This is a genomic window from Neisseria maigaei (genome assembly GCF_958267405.1).
Taxonomy (GTDB): Bacteria; Pseudomonadota; Gammaproteobacteria; order Burkholderiales; family Neisseriaceae; genus Neisseria; species Neisseria bergeri.
Genome location: NZ_CATQFT010000040.1, coordinates 111,304 through 130,792, shown reverse-complemented (window position 1 = coordinate 130,792; position 19,489 = coordinate 111,304). Strand labels below are relative to the sequence as shown.

Sequence of the window (19,489 nt, the reverse complement as noted above, 5' to 3'; positions counted from 1 at the left end):
TAAGAATCGCCCCTGCGGACAATCCTATATTTTCAGACGGCACTATTGTTTACTGAAAGGCAGCCACATCCGCGCCAACAAATACATAACCGCGCCGCCTACTCCGAGAATAAAAAAGACGATGCCTTTTTTACGCGAATTCGGGCAGAGCAGGTAAACGGCAAGGCTGAAACTGATAAACAACAATGCTACGCGCCAAACCAATTCTTTATCTTTGAAACGGTTGAGCGTATAAGTTTCGGTCATCATCACATACATCTGCCACAATGCGGCCATACACATGCTGATGATGCCCATCGGTATAAACAGGATACCGATTACTTCTTTATTCATAATTAAATGCTGTCTGTGAATTTAATCTTAAAAAATCAAATCATATAGTGGATTAGAATACTATTTTTTAACACAGACTTTATTCCAAATTTTTGAGAATTCACTACTTTTCATATTCTCCCCTTCAAGAGCAATTAAATTCTCATTTACAACAATGTACCGAGTAAATCCAGTATAACCACCAAAACCATTTTTAGAATTTACTTCCCCACACTGTCCATCTTGATTCTTAAATTCAGCCGAATCGGGGTCTTTTAAACTATTACGCACCAAAGATTGTGATATCACTGTAATTTTTTGATGTTTCTCAAATTCTTCTCGTTCTTTATCTTTTCTTGCTTCTTCAGCATTTTTTTCAGCCCTAACTTTAGCTATTTCTGCCTGCTCTTCCGGTGTTAATTCTTTTTTCGGGATTGAACACATAGCAACAACAAATAATACAAAAACTCCAACACCTATTACTTTAATTTTTTTCTTTCTTTCGGTCTTAATTTTATCTTCAATTTTACGTTGATGGTAAAGTTTTGTTCTTTCTTCATCATTCTCTGGTTCATTATATAAAGCTGTTTTAATAGTCTTCAAAAAAGAATCGCTTTTTTCAATGAGCATTTTCCTACCATCGAACAGCTTGATTTCGATAACATCACCATCTGTCACTTCATAAGATTGAATATCGAGTAGCGCAATTTTTCCTATTTTAGGTATTGTAATGAAATTTTTATCAAATCTAGCTTTACAAGACTGAAAACTTCCCGCGAGTATATTAATATATGCCATAAATATCTTTCATCAATAAAAATTAACCTATGAAATTTCACTTCAAATACAACAATAATTTATACCAAAGAATAGAATCTATCAAAAGTCTAATTTAAATCAAAAACATTTTCCGAATATTCATCTTTCCGAAAAGGTCGTCTGAAACTTTTTCAGACGACCTTTTATGCTTTACTTGACCTGATTAGCCATGCAAAGCGCGTTTGTCAGCCGCCAAGGCAGCTTCGTGAACCACTTCGGACAAGGTTGGGTGGGCATGGATAATGCGGGCGATGTCTTCGCTGCTGGCGAAGAATTCGAGCGCAGTCACGCCTTCGGTAACCAATTCGCTGACAACCGGGCCGATCATGTGTACGCCCAAGATACGGTCGGTTTTGGCATCTGCCAATACTTTAACCGTACCTTTGGCTTTGCCCATGGCCAATGCGCGACCGTTTGCACCAAAACCCGAAGTACCTTTTTTGTACTCCACGCCTTCGGCTTTGAGTTGCTCTTCGGTTTTACCCACCCAAGCGATTTCAGGGTCGGTATAAATCACGAACGGTACGTTGTTGAAGTCGATATGCGGTTTTTGACCGGCAATGCGCTCGGCAACGGCAACGCCTTCGTCGCTGGCTTTGTGTGCCAACATCGGGCCGCGGACCACGTCGCCGATTGCCCATACATTAGGCAGGTTGGTACGGCATTCGCCGTCCACTTTGATAAAGCCGCGCTCGTCTTTTTCCAAGCCTACGACTTCGGCGTTCAGGCCTTTGGTGTTTGGAATACGGCCGATGGCAACGATCAGTTTGTCGAATACTTCGGTTTTGGCTTCGCCGGCAGCTGTTTCGTAAGCAACGGAAACGCCCTTGCCTTCAGATTTGATGTCGCCGATTTTCACGCCCAATTCGATGTTCAAACCTTGCTCTTTGGTGAAGTATTTGAAGGCTTCTTTGGCGATTTGTTGGTCGGCGGCGGCCAGGAAGGTCGGCGCGGCTTCAAGAATGGTAACTTCTGCACCCACGCGGTTCCATACGGAACCCATTTCCAAACCAATCACGCCGGAACCGATCACGCCGAGTTTGGCAGGCACTTCGGTCAGGTTCAATGCGCCTTCGTTGTCCAATACGTTCACGTTGTCGATAGCGACTTGTGGCAGCGGACGCGGTACGGAACCAGTGGCTACGATGACGTGTTTGGCTTCGATAACGGTTTTCTCACCTTTGTTATCGACTTCGATTTGGTAAGCATCGCCGTTTTTACCGGCAAAGGAAGCAGTACCGAACAGGCTGGTTACTTTGTTTTTTTGGAACAGGAATTTCACGCCGCCGGTCAGTTTGGTCACAATGGCATCTTTGCGCTCAATCATTTTGGCTGCGTCGAATTTTACGTCGCCGACAGTGATACCGTGTTCGGCAAACTCGTGTTGCGCTGCGTGGAAATGTTCGCTGGATTGCAACAGGGCTTTAGAAGGGATACAGCCTACGTTCAAGCAAGTACCGCCCAAGGCAGGGGCATCGCCTGCTTTGTTGACGCCTGCATCAACGCAAGCGGTTTTGAAACCCAGTTGCGCGGCACGGATGGCGGCAACGTATCCGCCCGGGCCTGCACCAATCACTACTACATCATATTGAGACATCGTGTCATCCTTTGCTTTTGGCAGTATCTCAAAATAAAAACGATACTTTTGTTTCTTTTTTATTTTGAATGACTGCGTTTTGATGGTTTTAAGAAAAGGCCGTCTGAAAGTCCATATCTGTCGATTCATTCGAATCAAATGTTTCAGACGGCCTCAATCGTTCGTTGAGCCTATTGTAGCACGATACTACATTACGCTACATCTAAATAAAAATTCAGACGGCCTTTTCATTAACAAATAAAAGGCCGTCTGAAACGATTACAGATCCAACAACAGGCGGGCCGGGTCTTCCAACGCGTCTTTAATGGCTACCAAGGTCAATACAGCTTCGCGGCCGTCAATGATACGGTGGTCGTAAGACAGAGCCAGATACATCATTGGACGGACAACCACTTGGCCGTTTTCAACCACGGCGCGCTCTTTAGTGGCATGCATACCCAAAATCGCAGATTGAGGCGGGTTGATGATCGGGGTAGACATCATAGAACCGAAAGTACCGCCGTTGGTAATACTGAATGTACCGCCGGTCAGATCTTCGATAGCGATTTTGCCGTCTTTGGCTTTTTTCGCGTAATCAACAATTGCTTGTTCGATGTCGGCAATGCTCATTTGGTCGGCATCGCGCAGGATGGGCACAACCAAACCGCGCGGGCTGCCAATCGCGATACCGATGTCGAAGTAGCCGTGGTACACGATGTCTTTGCCGTCAACAGAAGCATTCACAACCGGGTATTTTTTCAGGGCGGCGACAGCGGCTTTAACGAAGAAGGACATAAAGCCCAGTTTTACGCCGTGTTCTTTCTCGAATTTTTCTTTGTACTTCGCACGCAAGTCCATGATTGGTTTCATGTTGACTTCGTTGAATGTAGTCAGAATGGCGTTTTCTTGTTGAGAAGCCAAGAGGCGTTCTGCAACACGGGCACGCAAGCGGCTCATTGGTACGCGTTCTTCAGGACGTGCGCCTGCAGGAAGTGCAACAGCAGGAGCAGCGGCTGCGGCAGGTTTGGCAGCGGCATTTTGTACGTCTTCTTTCAATACGCGACCGTCACGGCCGGAACCTTGCAATGCTTTCACGTCAACACCGGTCTCGGCAGCCAGTTTTGCAGCGGCAGGCATAGCGGCGTTGTTTTGTGCAGCAGCAGGAGCGGCGGCTGGGGCTGCTTCTGCAGGAGCGGCGGCAGGTGCTTCAGCAGCGGCAGTAGCAGCGGTATCGATGCGTGCCAAAACTTGATCGGCAACAACGGTCTCACCGTCTTGCGCGACGATTTCAACCAATACGCCGGCTTGTGGAGAAGGTACTTCCAAAACCACTTTGTCAGTTTCGATATCGATCAGGATTTCGTCACGGGCAACTGCTTCGCCAACTTTTTTCTTCCATTCCAAGAGCGTGCCTTCAGATACGCTTTCAGACAGCATAGGTACTTTTACATCAATAATCATTTTGTGTCTCCAATGGCCCTTTCAGACGGCCTGTTGTGTGTTTTTAATTCTGCATATGAGCATTCCGCCTGAGCAGCCTCAGACGGAATGCCGCCAGGCTTACAACGCCAAAGCGTCTTCAACCAATTGTTTCAATTGGGCAATGTGTTTGCTTGAGTAGCCCACTGCAGGCGATGCGCTGCTTGGACGGCCGGCATAAGACAATTTTTGCCCTTCGCTGATAACGTTTTCGATGCGGTGGCGGATTTGGTAGAACGCGCCTTGATTTTTCGGCTCTTCTTGTGCCCAAACCACAGATTTGGCGTTCGGATATTTTGCCAGTTCGGCTTTAACCTCGTCGTATGGGAACGGATACAACTGCTCAACGCGGACAATTGCAACATCATTTTCCAGTTTACGCTCGGTACGACCTGCTTCCAAGTCATAGTAAACCTGACCGGCACACAAGACTACGCGTTTCACGCTGTCGTTGCTTGCGCGTTCGGCGGTATCGCCGATAACCGGACGGAAAGTCGAACCTTCGGTGAAGTTTTCCAGCGGGCTCATTGCACCTTTGAAGCGCAACAGGCGTTTGGACATGAAAATCACCAGCGGTTTGCGGTATGAACCCAAGACCTGACGTTGCAAGAGGTGGAACATTTGCGACGCTTCAGACGGCATGATGACTTGCATATTGTTCTCGGAACACAGTTGCAACCAACGTTCTACGCGTGCAGAAGAGTGCTCGGGGCCTTGACCGTCGTAGCCGTGCGGCAGGATGGTGGTCAGGCCGCACAAACGACCCCATTTGGTTTCGCCTGAAGACAGGAATTGGTCAATAGTCACTTGCGCGCCGTTGGCGAAGTCACCGAATTGAGCCTCCCAAATGGTCAGCTTGTCAGGAGCGGAGCAGGCAAAGCCGTATTCAAACGCCATCACGGCTTCTTCGTTCAAAATGGAGTCGATAACCAGGAACTCGCCCATGCCTTCGCCCATATGGCGCAGAGGAACATAAGTACCATCGTCCCATTTTTCGCGTTTTTGATCGTGCAATACTGCATGACGGTGTGAGAATGTACCGCGGCCGGAGTCCTCGCCGGAGATACGCACGCCGTGACCTTTGGTTACAAGGCTGGCGTATGCGAGGGTTTCCGCCATACCCCAGTCGATAGGCTGTTTGCCGGATGCCATTGCCTTACGCGCTTCAATCACACGTTTTGCAGTCGGATGCAGGGCAAAGCCTTCCGGTACGGCGGTAAATTTTTGGGTAAGACGCTCGATGTCTGCGGCAGGCAAACCGGTTTCGATGTGTTCGCGCCAATCTTTGCCTTGGTATTTGCTCCAGTCGATTTGTGTGCGTTGGAAATTGCTCAACGTTGTTTGCTCGACGTGTTCGCCTTTGTCCAAAGCATCACGGTAGGCTTGGATATAACCGTCGGCCTCGGCTTGGGTTACCACGCCTTCGGCAATCAGTTGCTCGGTGTACAAAGCACGCGCACCCGGGTGTTGCGATACTTTTTTGTACATCATCGGTTGGGTCAAGGTCGGATCATCGCCCTCGTTGTGGCCCCATTTACGGTAGCAGACAACGTCGATCACGATGTCTTTATGGAATTTTTTGCGGTAATCCAAAGCGGCTTGGATAGCAAAGCAAACGCGTTCGGGATCATCGCCGTTCACGTGGATAACCGGGGCGGAAACCATTTTCGCGATATCGGTACAGTGTACGGTCGAACGAGTATCTCGGATATCGGAAGTGGTAAAGCCGATTTGGTTGTTAATTACGATGTGAACCGTACCGCCGGTGGTATAACCGCGCGTTTTAGACAGGTTGAATGTCGCTTGGTTGACACCCAAACCGATAAATGCGGAGTCGCCGTGAATCAATACGGGCAAGACTTTATCGCGGCCGTTTTCGCCCAAACGTTTCTGCTTGGCGCGTGCAGAACCTTCCACTACCGGGTTAACAATTTCCAAGTGTGATGGGTTAAATGCCAAAGAAACATGCATTGGGCCGTGTGGCGTAGCGATGTCGGAGCTGAAGCCCATGTGGTATTTCACGTCGCCGCTAGGCAGTTTAATTTCGGCACGGCCTTCAAACTCAGCGAACAAATCGCCGGGTTTTTTGCCCAAAATGTTTACCAAAACATTCAGACGGCCACGGTGTGCCATACCGATGATGACTTCTTCCACACCGTCTTTACCGGCGTTTTGAATCAGGTAGTTCAAACCGGCAATCGCGCTTTCGCCGCCTTCGACACCAAAGCGTTTTTGACCGACATATTTGGTATGCAGATAACGTTCCAAAGTTTCGGCAGCGGTCATCTCTTTCAAGATACGGCGTTTTTGATCAGCATTGTAATGCGGTGTGGACAATACGCTTTCAAAATAGTTGCGTACCCAACGACGCTCTTCGGTATTGGGAATATAGATATATTCCAATGCGATGTGGCCGCAGTAGGTTTGTTTGAGGTTGCTGATGATTTGGGACAAGGGCAGCTTGCCGCGATTGGCAAAATCACCCTCTCCCATATTGAATTGAAGCGCCATATCGGCATCAGACAGACCGTGGAATTTCGGATCAAGGGCTTCAATGTCGCGCGGGGGGATACGTTTGAGAGGATCGAGCCGTGCCGCACCCACGCCTTGGATACGATAGGCGGAAATCAGCCGTAAAACGCTGACTTGCTTTTTCAGCATTGCCTCATCCGCACCGCCCGCAACGGCAGATGCAATTTTCTTTTTCGCCAAAGTAACAAATGATTCGCGAATCGGTGTGTGTGCAACATCGACAGCAACCGTCCCCGGCTGTTTGCTCAAATCGGTGAAATACTGCTTCCATTTTTCATCAACCGCATCGGGGTTTTCCAAAAAAGCCTCGTACAATTCCTCAATGTAGGGTGCGTTCGAACCGAACAGGTAAGAGAAATTGAGTTTTTCGTCCATCATGGCGTGCGCTCTTTTCTTTAAAATATAAACAAAGGGTAGAAATCCGCGTCCTGACGGCGGAACTGATGCCGTCTGAAAAGACATTTTATTCTACCCTATTTTAAACCGGATTGCTTGCATTGATTTCATCCGACTACAATCAGACGGATTTGGGAAACAATCTGGTTCTCTGATATTGCCTGTTTGACAATATATTAATGTATGTTACCTCTCGCCTGCCGGCACATAATCGCGGCGTTCCGAACCGGTATAAAGCTGGCGGGGACGGCCGATTTTCAGCGAAGGATCGCTAATCATCTCGTGCCAGTGCGAAATCCAGCCCACGCTGCGCGACAGGGCGAAGATGACGGTAAACATTTCGGTCGGGATGCCCAGCGCAGACAGGACGATGCCGGAATAGAAATCGACATTGGGATACAGTTTGCGTTCGATAAAGAAAGGGTCTTTCAGCGCAATCTGTTCCAATTCCATCGCCAGTTTGAATTTCGGACTGTCTTCCAGACCCAATTCTTTCAAAACTTCATAGCAGGTTTCGCGCATAATGCTGGCACGCGGATCCATATTGCGGTATACGCGGTGTCCGAAGCCCATCAGGCGGTATTTTCGCTGTTTCACGCCTTCCATATATTCGGCAACATTGGACACATCGCCGATTTCGTCCAGCATTTTCAACACGGCTTCGTTCGCACCGCCGTGCGAAGCACCCCACAGGCAGGCGATACCGGCAGCAATACAGGCAAACGGGTTCGCACCCGAAGACCCTGCCAGACGGACGGTTGAAGTTGAGGCGTTTTGCTCGTGGTCGGCATGCAAAATAAAGATGCGGTCGAGCGCGCGTGCCAAAACGGGATTGGGTTTGTAGTCTTCACACGGCGTGGCGAACATCATATGAAGGAAGTTTTCAGAATAAGAAAGATTATTCTTCGGATAATTGAACGGCAGACCGTTTGAATAGCGGTAGCACATTGCCGCAATGGTTGGGATTTTGGAAATCAGGCGGTAAATCGCGATTTTGCGGTGTTCGGGATTGGTAATGTCCAAGCTGTCTTGGTAGAACGCAGACAGCGCGCCGACCACGCCGACCATCATCGCCATCGGATGTGCGTCGCGGCGGAAACCCCGGAAGAACCAAGTCAGCTGTTCATGCACCATCGTGTGGCGGCTGACGGTATTGTCAAATTCTGCCTTTTGCTCGGGAGTCGGCAGTTCGCCGTAAATCAACAGGTAGCAGACTTCCAAATAATCGGACTTTTCGGCCAGTTGCTCGATGGGGTATCCGCGATAATAAAGCAAGCCTTGATCGCCGTCGATGTAAGTAATTTTAGACTCACAGCTTGCGGTTGAAACAAATCCGGGATCAAATGAAAACAAACCTGTATTTTTTGTCAGCCCCCGAATGTCAACCACATCATGCCCGATGCTGGCTTCCAATACCGGCAGATCCAAGCTAGCCTGACCCGGTACGTTGAGTTTGATTGATTTGGACATATTATCGCTCCTTTGCAAGTTGTAACCCACGTTGCTGCATCCGCAGCACGTTCTTTGCCTTCAGACGACCTTTGCATTTTGAAATCTGCCCTCAGGCAGATTTCGGATGCCTCATGCCCGTCTGATTTTTTCAAGCATCGGGATAAGATGCCCTTTGTCCGTTGCCGAATGCCCGTTAATCAAGGCAAGCAATTCTTGATCTTGAAATTCAAGGATTTCGGAAAACTCAGACAGCTCTTTATCGCTCAAATGCTCGAATTCTTTTTCCATAAACCTGCCGAAGATTAAATCTAATTCCAACAATCCCCGGCGGGTTTGAAAACGGATTTTCCGTTTGGCAATATCGTCAAAAACCATCATTTCTTAAACGGCCCGCTTCAACATAATCTCTTTAATCTTGCCGATGGCACGGGTTGGATTCAAGTGTTTGGGGCATACGTCCACACAATTCATAATGGTGTGGCAGCGGAACAAACGGTACGGATCGTTCAAATTATCCAAACGCTCATTGGTGATGGTATCTCGGCTGTCCGCAATGAAGCGGTAGGCGTTCAGCAAGCCGGACGGACCGACGAATTTGTCGGGATTCCACCAGAACGACGGGCAGGCGGTCGAACAGCAGGCGCACAAAATACATTCGTACAAGCCGTCCAACTCTTTGCGCTCTTCCTGAGTTTGCAGACGCTCTTTGTCCGCATCAATCGGATTGTCGTTAACGACATAAGGTTTGATGGAATGGTATTGTTTGAAGAACTGGGTCATATCCACAATCAGGTCGCGGATGACAGGCAGACCGGGCAACGGGCGGATTTTGACAGGCTGTTTCAGGCTGCGTAAATCGGTCAGACACGCCAAGCCGTTTTTGCCGTTGATGTTCATACCGTCCGAACCGCAAATCCCTTCGCGGCAGGAACGACGGAAAGACAGGGTATCGTCTTGCGCTTTCAGGCGCACCAAAGCGTCCAAAAGTTTCACGTCGGTCGGTTCCAATTCCAACTCGTAACGCTGCATATAAGGCTTGGCATCAACATCCGGGTTGTAACGGTAAATTTCAAAACTCATTTTTTCCATGAGAAGTGTTCCTTTTCTCATCAACTGCCCAATGATTTTGTATTATGGATTCAAGCAGTTCAATGTGGGTATGGTTAGGTTTCAAACGGCCTTTGAGGCGAAGGCCGTCTGAAAACGCATCAATAAACGCGCTTGGCCGGTTTGATGTATTCCACGCTCAAAGGCTTGGTATGCACCGGTTTGTAAGACAAGGTATTAGTGTCCGAATGATACAGGGTGTGTTTCATCCAATTTTCATCATCTCGCTCAGGATGGTCGTCTGAAGCGTGTGCGCCACGGGATTCCTTACGCGCTTCGGCAGACACCAAAGTCGCCTTCGCCACTTCAATCAGGTTGTCCAATTCCAAAGCCTCGATACGCGCGGTATTCCACACTTTGCTCTTATCTTTGATTTCAGTACGTTTTACACGCTCGGCAATCGCCATAACCTGTTTCACACCCTCTGCTAAAATCGCATCGGTACGGAACACGCCGGCATGCAGTTGTACAGAGCGTTGCAGTTCGCGACGCAATGCATCAACGTTTTCGCCACCGGTTTGGTTGTCCAAACGCTCGATACGTTGGCGGGTCAACTCACCGGCATTAGCAGGCAGAGGTTTCCAGTCGCTTTGCTCTTTGATGAATTTAATCATGCTGTCGCCGGCAGCTTTACCGAATACCACCAAGTCCAATAGGGAGTTAGTACCCAAGCGGTTCGCACCATGTACAGAAGCACAAGCGCACTCACCTGCTGCATACAGGCCTTTTACAGGCACTTCGTATTCGTCGCCTTGAGGAACGACAACTTCGCCATGGTAGTTGGTCGGAATACCGCCCATCATGTAGTGGGTAGTCGGCACAACAGGAATCGGGTCTTTAATCGGGTCAATACCGGCAAACTGAATGGAAATCTCGCGGATGCCGGGCAGTTTTTCCATAATTTTTTCTGCACCGATATGGTCGATTTTCAGCAATACATGGTCTTTGTTTTTACCGCAGCCGCGGCCTTCGTAAATTTCCATTGCCATCGCACGGGAAACCACGTCACGGGAAGCCAAGTCTTTTACGGTTGGAGCGTAACGTTCCATAAAGCGTTCACCGTCGGCGTTCAACAGAATACCGCCCTCACCACGTACGCCTTCGGTAATCAACACGCCCGCACCGGCCACACCGGTCGGGTGGAATTGCCAGAATTCCATGTCTTCCAACGGAATACCTGCACGAGCACAAATGCCCAAACCGTCACCGGTATTCATATAAGCATTGGTAGAAGAAGCATAAATACGACCGCCGCCACCGGTAGCAAACATCACAGCTTTAGCGTGGAAAATATAAACTTCGCCGGTTTCCATTTCCATGGCAGTTACACCGACTACGTCGCCGTTTTCATCACGAATCAAATCTTGCGCCGTCCATTCCACAAAGAATTGTGTATTGGCACGGACGTTTTGTTGGTACAAAGTATGCAACATCGCATGACCGGTACGGTCGGCAACCGCACATGCACGTTCTACCGCGCGTTTACCGTGTTCGGCAGTATGGCCGCCGAAAGGACGTTGATAGATTTTGCCACTTTCCACACGGTCAAAAGGCATACCCATGTGTTCCAACTCAATTACGGCTTCAGGCGCGGCGCGACACATAAACTCAATCGCATCTTGATCGCCCAACCAGTCGGAACCTTTCACTGTATCATACATGTGCCAGTCCCAACGGTCTTCCTGCACATTACCCAGCGAAGCGGAAATACCACCTTGAGCCGCAACAGTATGAGAACGAGTTGGGAACACTTTAGACAAAACAGCACAATTCAGGCCGGATTTAGACAATTGGAGGGCTGCGCGTAAACCTGCACCACCACCGCCGACAATCACGGCATCAAACTTGCGAACAGGAAAACCCATACTTACCCCCAAATCACTTTAACTGAATACACGAGGCAGCCGACCAGCCAAACGATGGTGGCAACCTGTAAAAACAAACGCACACCGAAGGGTTTGATATAGTCCATCCACAAATCGCGGATACCCACCCAAGCGTGCAAGAATACGGCGATGAAGCTCACTTGGGTAAATACTTTTACCCAAGTTTGACTAAAAAATGCCTGCCATGCCGAATATTCTTTAGGCAGGGCAAATAGAACCACTAAAAGTGCAACGGTATAAATCAACATAATAACCGCAGTCGCACGCTGCATTGCCCAATCGCGCAAACCGTAATGGGCACCGGTCAATTTACGTTCTACCATAACAACGCTCCCAAAATGACAGTCAGCACCAAAGCTGCGGTAAAGACAAATTTAGCGGTGTTCCGTGCAGTATTCAGCTCAAGACCTTTGTGTGCATCCAAAAATAAAAAGCGGATACCGGCAAGGGAATGGTGCAGATAAGCCCACAATACGCCGATTAAGACCAGCTTGACCAAAGGATGGGAAACAATGGCACGGTAAGTTTCAAATGCAGACTCTTGACTCAGGGCACCGGACAGGAAATACAGCAGGAAAGGCAGCATAATAAACAGCCCGACCCCGCTGATGCGGTGAAGAATGGAAACTATCCCGGGTATCGGCAGACGGATGTTCGGCAAATCCAGATAAACAGGACGCGGTTTGACAGACATAGTCAATTCCTCTGTAGTTATATATCGACTCAAAAACCGTAAACCCATTGCTACACTGGGTTACATAAACGTTAATTTACCTGTTTTATCCCATTTTGAACAGTGTATTTTAAAAACAAACTGATAGATTTTGACAAACACGCGTGAAAACAGCAGATTAAAAGAAAGATTTTTAGTTTTACCCCCTTCCCGACACGGTATCAGCATCCGACCTCCAACCCTATCCTCAAAAATAAAATGCCGTCTGAAAAAATTTCAGACGGCATTGTTTTGCCATATCGGTCAGGCTTTCAATTTCGCATCGGCATCACGCAACGCAGTACGCAGACCTTCCTCGATAACAGGATGGTAGAACGGCATCTCCAGCATTTGAGGAACGGTCATCTTCATTTGATGCGCCCAAGCCAACAGGTGCGCCAAATGTTCGGCGGCAGGGCCTACAATTTCCGCACCGATGAAGCGGCCGGTTGCTTTTTCGGCATACAGGCGCATATGGCCCTTGTTTACCAGCATCACGCGGCTGCGGCCTTGGTTTTTAAACGATACTTCTCCAATGACAAATTCGTCGGGTTGGTATTGCGCGGCAACCTGCGCGTATTTCAAACCAACAAAGCCGATTTGCGGACTGGTGAACACTACGCCGATAGTGCTGCGGCGCAAACCGCCGCCGATATTCGGATAGCGGCCCGCGTTGTCGCCGGCAATCTTGCCTTGGTCGGCAGCTTCGTGCAGCAGGGGTAGTTGATTGGACGCGTCGCCCGCGATGAAGATATGCGGAATACTGGTCTGCATGGTCAGCGGATCGGCAACGGGTACGCCGCGCGCATCTTTTTCGATATTGATGTTTTCCAAACCGATATTGTCAACGTTCGGACGGCGGCCTACGGCTGCCAGCATATATTCGGCAACAAATACGCCTTTTTCGCCGTCCTGCTCCCAATGGACTTCTACATTGCCGTCCGTATCGAGTTTGACCTCGGTTTTAGCATCCAGATGCAGTTTCAATTCTTCGCCGAACACGGCTTTCGCCTCGTCTGAAACAACGGGGTCGGAAATGCCGCCGATGATGCCGCCCAAACCGAAAATTTCAACTTTCACGCCCAAACGGTGCAATGCCTGACCCAGTTCCAAACCGATAACGCCCGGCCCGAACACGGCAACGCGCTTAGGCAGCGTATCCCATGAGAAAACGTCGTCGTTGATAATCAAACGGTCGCCCAAAGACTGCCACTGCGGTAGGATGACGGGACGCGAACCGGTAGCAATCACGAAACTTTTTGCCGTGATTTGGGTATGGTCGTCGATTTGGACAGTATTTTCGTCGATAAATTTGGCCGAACCCATAATGCGCTTGTCGGCAGGCCACTCTTCCACATCGGTCACGACAAAGCCGACAAAACGGTCGCGCTCGGATTTGACGCGCTGCATGACCTCTTCGCCGTTGACGACGATGCTGTCTTTATCCAAATGCACGCCGAACGGGTCGGTATGCAATGCGTGATGGCGCGCTTCTGCGGCGGCAATCAAGAGCTTGGAAGGCATACAGCCCACGCGCGCGCAGGTTGTGCCGAACACATTGTTTTCAATCAGGTAAACATTATCCGAATGTAAACGGGCATTGCGAAACGCGCCCATGCCGGCAGTACCGCCGCCGATTACGACGACATCTGCTTGAATTTTTTTCATAATCTTTGTCCTTCCGTTTTCGTCTGAAACACTGCCGACACGGAATATATCGGCTTCAGACGGCATTTAAATATTTTCCCAATCAAAAACATTATTCAGATAAATAAAAACAAAATTTCGATTGAGTGCAACAATATCCAAATCCTCTTATAAATATAGAGTTATTCGGAGCGGTAGTGTAGAACCGCCCGAATAACTCTATCCGGTATATCAGACAGTTTAATCAAACTGCCTTAAGCAAACAGCTATCAGTTTTTAGCCAAGTAAGCTTCCAAATCTTCGCTGCCGCCGATGTATTTACCGCCGATGAAGACTTGAGGAGCAGTCATCTTGCCGGTAATTGCGCGAACGGAAGTAACGGTTGCATCTTTGCCCAATACGATTTCTTCGTAAGACAAACCTTTGTCTTGCAAAGCTTGTTTGGCTTTAGCACAGAATTGGCAGCCGGGTTTGGTAAAGATGGCAACAGACTCTTGAGCTTTCCAATCAGGAGCAACGAATTTCAACATAGTATCTGCATCGGATACTTTGAACGGATCGCCTGGTTCTTCAGGTTCGATGAACATTTTTTCAACCACGCCGTCGTTAACCAGCATGGAGTAACGCCAAGAGCGTTTACCGAAGCCCAAGTCTTCTTTACCAACCAACATACCCATACCTTCGGTAAATTCACCGTTGCCGTCAGGAATCATGTAGATGTTGTCTGATTCTTCTTCGGCAGCCCAAGCGTTCATTACGAAAGTATCGTTTACAGATACGCAGTAGATTGCGTCAACGCCGTTTTCTTTGAACGCGCCGAACAATTCGTTGTAACGCGGCAGATGTGAAGAAGAACAAGTCGGAGTAAATGCGCCGGGCAGAGAGAATACGACTACTTTTTTGCCTTTGAACAAATCATCGGTAGACACATCTTTCCAAGTGTCGCCGACGCGGGTGCGGAATACTACGGAAGGTACTTTTTGACCGGTACGATCTTGCAAAGCCATTTTGAGCTCCTTAATAGATAGGTTTAAGAAATGATTGTGAATCGCTGGGCATTCTACCCCGAATAAGTCGATTTGTATAATTTATAGTTCAAATAATATTAATTATTCAAAACTATTAATCACCAACCTCGACCAACTTTTACAGTATATAAAGCCATGCCTAAAAAAAACAAGTCTTATTTGAGAAAAATTCTTAGAAACTCCCCTACGCTCATTTGAAAACAGAAATGCCGTCTGAAAAGTATTCAGACGGCATCCGCTCACGTTATCCCTGCTTATTTAGCCAGTTCGGCACGCAGTTTGTGGGTTACGTTCATCATCACTTGGAGTTGTTCCAGAGTTTCTTTCCAGCCACGTGTTTTCAGGCCGCAGTCTGGATTCACCCACAGACGTTCAACCGGTACAACCTCGATGGCTTTGCGCAACAGGTGTTCCACTTCAGCTTCAGTCGGTACGCGCGGGCTGTGGATATCGTAAACGCCAGGACCGATGTCGTTCGGGTATTTGAATTCGCCGAACGCGGTCAGGAGTTCCATATCGGAACGTGAAGTCTCAATGGTGATCACGTCCGCATCCATTGCAGCAATCGCAGGCAGGATGTCGTTGAACTCGGAGTAGCACATATGGGTGTGAATTTGGGTGCTGTCTTCGCAACCGGTAGAGGACAGGCGGAAAGATTCGCCCGCCCAGTTCAGGTAGGCATCCCAATCGGCACGTTTCAAAGGCAGACCTTCGCGGATGGCAGGTTCGTCGATTTGGATGACTTTGATGCCGGCTTTTTCCAAATCCAATACTTCGTCGTTCAGGGCCAGTGCGATTTGTTTGCACACGGTAGAACGCGGAATATCGTTGCGGACGAAAGACCATTGCAGAATGGTGACAGGACCGGTCAACATACCTTTCATCGGACGTTTGGTCAGGCTTTGAGCGTAAGTAGACCAAGCGACAGTCATGGCTTCAGGACGGCTTACGTCACCGAAGATGATAGGTGGTTTCACACAGCGTGAGCCGTAGCTTTGTACCCAACCGTATTGGGTGAATGCAAAACCGCTCAACAGTTCGCCGAAGTATTCGACCATGTCGTTACGCTCGGCTTCGCCGTGTACCAGTACGTCCAAGTCCAGTTTTTCTTGCTCTTCAACCACCAAGGCGATTTCTTTTTTCATCGCAGCTTCGTAATCGGCGGCAGACAGTTCGCCTTTTTTGAAGGCTGCGCGTGCTTGGCGGATTTCGGTAGTTTGCGGGAAAGAACCGATGTTGGTAGTCGGCAGCAGGGGCAGGTTCAACCATGCTTGTTGCGCGTTGATTCGGTCGGCAAACGGTGATTTGCGTTGGTCTGCGTTGGCAGGCAAATCGGCCAGGCGTTTGGCAACGTCTGCACGGTGGATTTCACTGCTGTTGGCACGGGAGTCGGCGGCAGCTTGGCTGGCGGCCAGTTCTTCGGCAACGGAATCGCGACCTTCGTTCAATGCGGCTTTCAGAACGCGCAATTCTTGGGTTTTTTGCAGGGTGAATGCCAACCAAGAGTACAGGTCGGGTTTGTTGGCTTTCAGTTTTTCTTCAACTGACAAGTCAAATGGGGTGTGCAGCAGCGAGCAAGAGCTGGAGATCCACAAACGCTCGCCCAGTTTGGCTTGCAGAGACTCGACAGTTTCCAAAACTTTGTTCAGGTTGGCGCGCCAGATGTTGCGGCCGTCGATAACGCCGGCAGACAGGACTTTGTCGTAGTCGGCGAACGCATCCAGTTGTTCAGGAGCGCGTACCAAGTCGATGTGCAGGCCGTCAACAGGCAAGGATTTCAGCAAAGCAGCATGTTCGGCAACGGAACCGAAGTAAGTGCTCAACAGGATTTTGGCGTTTACTTTGCTCAAAGTGGCGTAAACGTCTTTGTAGGCTTCTACCCATTCTTTAGGCAGATCGACAGCCAAAGCAGGTTCGTCGATTTGAATCCACTCGGCACCGGCTTCAACCAAAGCAGTCAGGATTTCAACGTAAACAGGCAGCAGTTTAGGCAACAGGCTCAGGCGGTCGAATTCAACCGCGCCTTTTTCCTTACCCACCCACAGGAAGGTCAACGGACCAACGATGGTCGGTTTGGCTTTCAAGCCCAAAGCTTGGGCTTCTTTCAGTTGTTGGACGTAGTGTTTGGCGTTCGCTTTGAATTCGGTATCGGCGTGGAATTCAGGCACCAAGTAGTGGTAGTTGGTGTCGAACCATTTGGTCATTTCGATAGCGAATTGGTCTTTGTTACCACGGGCCAGTTGGAAGAATTGTTCCAAAGACAGGTTTTGGCTGTCGAAGCCGAAACGGGCAGGGATGGCACCGGTGGCAACTTGTAGGTCGAGGATGTGGTCGTAGAAAGTGAAATCGCCTGCAGCAACGAAATCGGCGTTGGCAGCAGCTTGGTGTTTCCAGTTTTTCTCGCGCAAGTCTTTGGCAACAGCCAGCAATTCTTGCTCGCTGATTTCTTTGCGCCAGTATTTTTCTTGTGCGAATTTCAATTCGCGGAAGGCACCGACACGCGGGAAGCCTGAGAAATGTAATGTTGTCATGTTGAACTCTCCAGTTGGATTTTGTAAGGACCGGTTCAATCCGAATCGGCTGGTATTGTAAATCAGAATGGCTCGGATGGGGCGGCGTTTTGCTTTTCAAACGGCCTCGGATGCCGTCTGAAGCCGTTTTCGGCTTTAAGGGCGCACGCCTAAAATATGGCAGATGGCGTAAGTCAGTTCGCTGCGGTTGAGCGTATAGAAATGGAAATCTTTCACGCCTTCGCGGGACAGGACTTTGACCATATCGATGGCGATGCTGGCGGCAACAAGGTTGCGCGTGCCTTGGTCATCGTCCAAACCTTCATACATTTGCGACAGCCATTTCGGGATTTTGACGTTGGTAACCTGCGCCATTTTGCCGAGCTGCTTGAAATTGGTAACGGGCAGGATACCGGGGACGATTTCCACATCGATGCCCAACATCACGCAACGGTCGCGGAAGCGCAGGTAGCGTTCCACATCAAAGAAAAATTGGGTGATGACGTGGTTCGCGCCCGCATCGATTTTGCGTTTCAGATTAATCAGGTCGGCTTGTGCAGATTTGGCTTCGGGATGCACTTCGGGATATGCCGCCACAGAGATGTCGAAGTCGGCGACAGAGCGCAGGAGTTTGACCAAGTCTTCGGCATAAAACGGTTTTTTCTCATAACCGGGCGGCTCGTCGCCGCGCAGGGCGACAATACGGCGGATGCCGCTGTCCCAATAGTCTTTGGCGATTTGGCGCAATTCGTCGGGGGATGCGTCGATGCCGGTCAGGTGCGGCGCGGCTTCCAAGCCGGTTTCCTGTTTGATGCGTTTGACGATGCCGTGCGTGCGGTCGCGTTCGCCGGAGTTTGCACCGTAGGTTACGGAAACGAATTTAGGATGCAAAGTTTGCAGACGGTGGATGGAATCCCACAGCATCGTTTCCATTTGTTCGTTTTTAGGCGGGAAAAATTCAAACGAAACGTTGATGTCGCCTTTCAAGTCGGAAAGACTGTTGTTTAACGCATTGATTTCTTTTGCGTAATTCATATCTGCATACCTTCGTTATCTTTTATATGATGTTTCAGGCGGTATGATAAGGTTGCACCGAATATGAGTCAATTTCAAAATTTTCAGGTTTATGATGAAAATTTTTAATATTTAGCAAAAACCATACGCTTTTCTTGTACAAGCCTTCTAAATTATGATAAAGTTTGTTATGTTATAACACTCTAAGCAAGGCAATATATGAAACCGAATATTCATCCTGATAATTATCGAACCGTCCTTTTTTTCGATAGCAGCGCCAATGAAGGCTGGCTGATTCGTTCTTGCGCCGAAACACACGGAAAAACGATGGTTTGGACAGACGGCAAAGAATATCCGCTGTTTTCGCTGGATACTTCTTCCGCATCCCATCCCGTCTATACCGGCAAGCAGCGCAACGTCAACACCGAAGGACGCGCCAGCAAGTTCAACCAACGTTTCCAATCCGTCATGTCATCGTTCAGAAAGGACAAATAATGCAGGTTCTGTCTTCGCTCAAAACCGCCAAACAACGCCACCGCGACTGCCAAATCGTCAGGCGCAGGGGCAAAGTTTACGTCATCTGCAAAAGTAATCCGCGTTTTAAAGCACGCCAACGCTGACCCCCTGCCCTTCCTGCTTCGGTTGTAAAGCACCTCCTGCCGCAAGCCATTTTCAAAAAAATGCCGTCTGAAACAGAAAAATGCGTTTCAGACGGCATTTTTTCCGTCAATACGAATCTGGAATGTGTTTGAAATACAGCATGATCAAATACCAAAACAGCGTCGCCGCGGCTGCACCAAGCAGCACCCATGCGCTGATTTTGGCGATATCGTGCAGGGCACGTTTTTGCCTGCGGCTGAAAAGGCGGTTGATAATCAGCGCGGCAAGTACGAAAAAGAAAAAAATACGGAAAAGTCTGCCTATCATGTCGGGAAGCGAGAAGTATGGTTCGGGCGCGGCGGCATGGGGAAGGATGTTTCAGCGCATCAGGCTGCTTGTCCGACCGTGTCAAAAAGTCA

18 protein-coding genes are annotated in these 19,489 nt (G+C 49.0%); 2 read left to right on the top strand and 16 right to left on the bottom strand.

Annotation, left to right across the window (positions count from 1 at the left end; genetic code table 11):
- Positions 1–42 precede the first annotated feature (42 nt).
- The 15 genes from Q3O06_RS08015 to metF form a co-directional block, all read right to left on the bottom strand.
- Positions 43–333, bottom strand: coding sequence for a hypothetical protein (locus Q3O06_RS08015; RefSeq protein ID WP_188210975.1), 291 nt, complete (start codon positions 331–333; stop codon positions 43–45).
- A gap of 60 nt (positions 334–393) precedes the next feature.
- Positions 394–1,110, bottom strand: coding sequence for a hypothetical protein (locus Q3O06_RS08010; RefSeq protein WP_003753421.1), 717 nt, complete (start codon positions 1,108–1,110; stop codon positions 394–396).
- Between the two features lie 184 nt (positions 1,111–1,294).
- Positions 1,295–2,728: a dihydrolipoyl dehydrogenase gene (lpdA, locus tag Q3O06_RS08005; RefSeq protein ID WP_301818353.1), complete on the bottom strand. Its 1,434-nt coding sequence runs from the start codon at positions 2,726–2,728 to the stop codon at positions 1,295–1,297.
- 258 nt (positions 2,729–2,986) lie between these two features.
- A complete protein-coding gene (gene odhB / locus Q3O06_RS08000) occupies positions 2,987–4,168 on the bottom strand; it encodes a 2-oxoglutarate dehydrogenase complex dihydrolipoyllysine-residue succinyltransferase (RefSeq protein WP_301818352.1) in 1,182 nt (393 codons plus the stop codon).
- Between the two features lie 99 nt (positions 4,169–4,267).
- The gene (locus Q3O06_RS07995; protein WP_301818351.1) at positions 4,268–7,096 is read right to left on the bottom strand and encodes a 2-oxoglutarate dehydrogenase E1 component; all 2,829 of its coding nucleotides are present in this window, start codon (positions 7,094–7,096) and stop codon (positions 4,268–4,270) included.
- A 204-nt stretch (positions 7,097–7,300) separates the two neighbouring features.
- Positions 7,301–8,584: a citrate synthase gene (gene gltA / locus Q3O06_RS07990; protein ID WP_301818350.1), complete on the bottom strand. Its 1,284-nt coding sequence runs from the start codon at positions 8,582–8,584 to the stop codon at positions 7,301–7,303.
- Positions 8,585–8,695: 111 nt separating this feature from the next.
- Positions 8,696–8,944: an FAD assembly factor SdhE gene (locus Q3O06_RS07985; protein ID WP_107819319.1), complete on the bottom strand. Its 249-nt coding sequence runs from the start codon at positions 8,942–8,944 to the stop codon at positions 8,696–8,698.
- Between the two features lie 3 nt (positions 8,945–8,947).
- Entirely contained in the window at positions 8,948–9,655 is a 708-nt protein-coding gene (locus Q3O06_RS07980; RefSeq protein ID WP_003678833.1) for a succinate dehydrogenase iron-sulfur subunit, read from the bottom strand.
- 119 nt (positions 9,656–9,774) lie between these two features.
- Complete coding sequence (sdhA, locus tag Q3O06_RS07975) at positions 9,775–11,538, bottom strand: succinate dehydrogenase flavoprotein subunit (RefSeq protein WP_250314033.1); 1,764 nt, start codon at positions 11,536–11,538, stop codon at positions 9,775–9,777.
- Positions 11,539–11,540: 2 nt separating this feature from the next.
- Positions 11,541–11,882: a succinate dehydrogenase, hydrophobic membrane anchor protein gene (gene sdhD, locus Q3O06_RS07970; protein WP_019272849.1), complete on the bottom strand. Its 342-nt coding sequence runs from the start codon at positions 11,880–11,882 to the stop codon at positions 11,541–11,543.
- Positions 11,876–12,253, bottom strand: a complete 378-nt coding sequence (gene sdhC / locus Q3O06_RS07965) for a succinate dehydrogenase, cytochrome b556 subunit (protein ID WP_301818349.1) — start codon at positions 12,251–12,253, stop codon at positions 11,876–11,878. Before sdhC ends, sdhD begins: the two co-directional genes overlap by 7 nt.
- A gap of 282 nt (positions 12,254–12,535) precedes the next feature.
- Positions 12,536–13,939, bottom strand: coding sequence for a dihydrolipoyl dehydrogenase (locus Q3O06_RS07960; protein ID WP_301818364.1), 1,404 nt, complete (start codon positions 13,937–13,939; stop codon positions 12,536–12,538).
- A 248-nt stretch (positions 13,940–14,187) separates the two neighbouring features.
- Positions 14,188–14,925 (bottom strand): redoxin family protein, encoded by a 738-nt coding sequence (locus Q3O06_RS07955; protein WP_002221128.1) that lies wholly within the window; start codon positions 14,923–14,925, stop codon positions 14,188–14,190.
- Positions 14,926–15,200: 275 nt separating this feature from the next.
- Positions 15,201–17,477 carry a 5-methyltetrahydropteroyltriglutamate--homocysteine S-methyltransferase gene (gene metE / locus Q3O06_RS07950; protein ID WP_301818348.1) on the bottom strand — a complete coding sequence of 759 codons (2,277 nt, stop codon included), beginning with the start codon at positions 17,475–17,477 and terminating at the stop codon, positions 15,201–15,203.
- 135 nt (positions 17,478–17,612) lie between these two features.
- The gene (gene metF, locus Q3O06_RS07945) at positions 17,613–18,491 is read right to left on the bottom strand and encodes a methylenetetrahydrofolate reductase (RefSeq protein WP_238003113.1); all 879 of its coding nucleotides are present in this window, start codon (positions 18,489–18,491) and stop codon (positions 17,613–17,615) included.
- Between the two features lie 198 nt (positions 18,492–18,689).
- Between metF and Q3O06_RS07940 the strand changes: the two genes are divergently transcribed.
- Complete coding sequence (locus tag Q3O06_RS07940; protein WP_002217400.1) at positions 18,690–18,965, top strand: type B 50S ribosomal protein L31; 276 nt, start codon at positions 18,690–18,692, stop codon at positions 18,963–18,965.
- On the top strand, positions 18,965–19,090 hold the full coding sequence (ykgO, locus tag Q3O06_RS07935) for a type B 50S ribosomal protein L36 (RefSeq protein ID WP_002213788.1): 126 nt from the start codon (positions 18,965–18,967) through the stop codon (positions 19,088–19,090). The genes Q3O06_RS07940 and ykgO overlap by 1 nt, the downstream gene beginning before the upstream one ends.
- A 106-nt stretch (positions 19,091–19,196) precedes the next feature.
- Here ykgO and Q3O06_RS07930 read toward each other — a convergent pair whose 3' ends face one another.
- Positions 19,197–19,397, bottom strand: a complete 201-nt coding sequence (locus Q3O06_RS07930; protein WP_301818347.1) for a protein MIGRI — start codon at positions 19,395–19,397, stop codon at positions 19,197–19,199.
- Positions 19,398–19,489 lie beyond the last annotated feature (92 nt).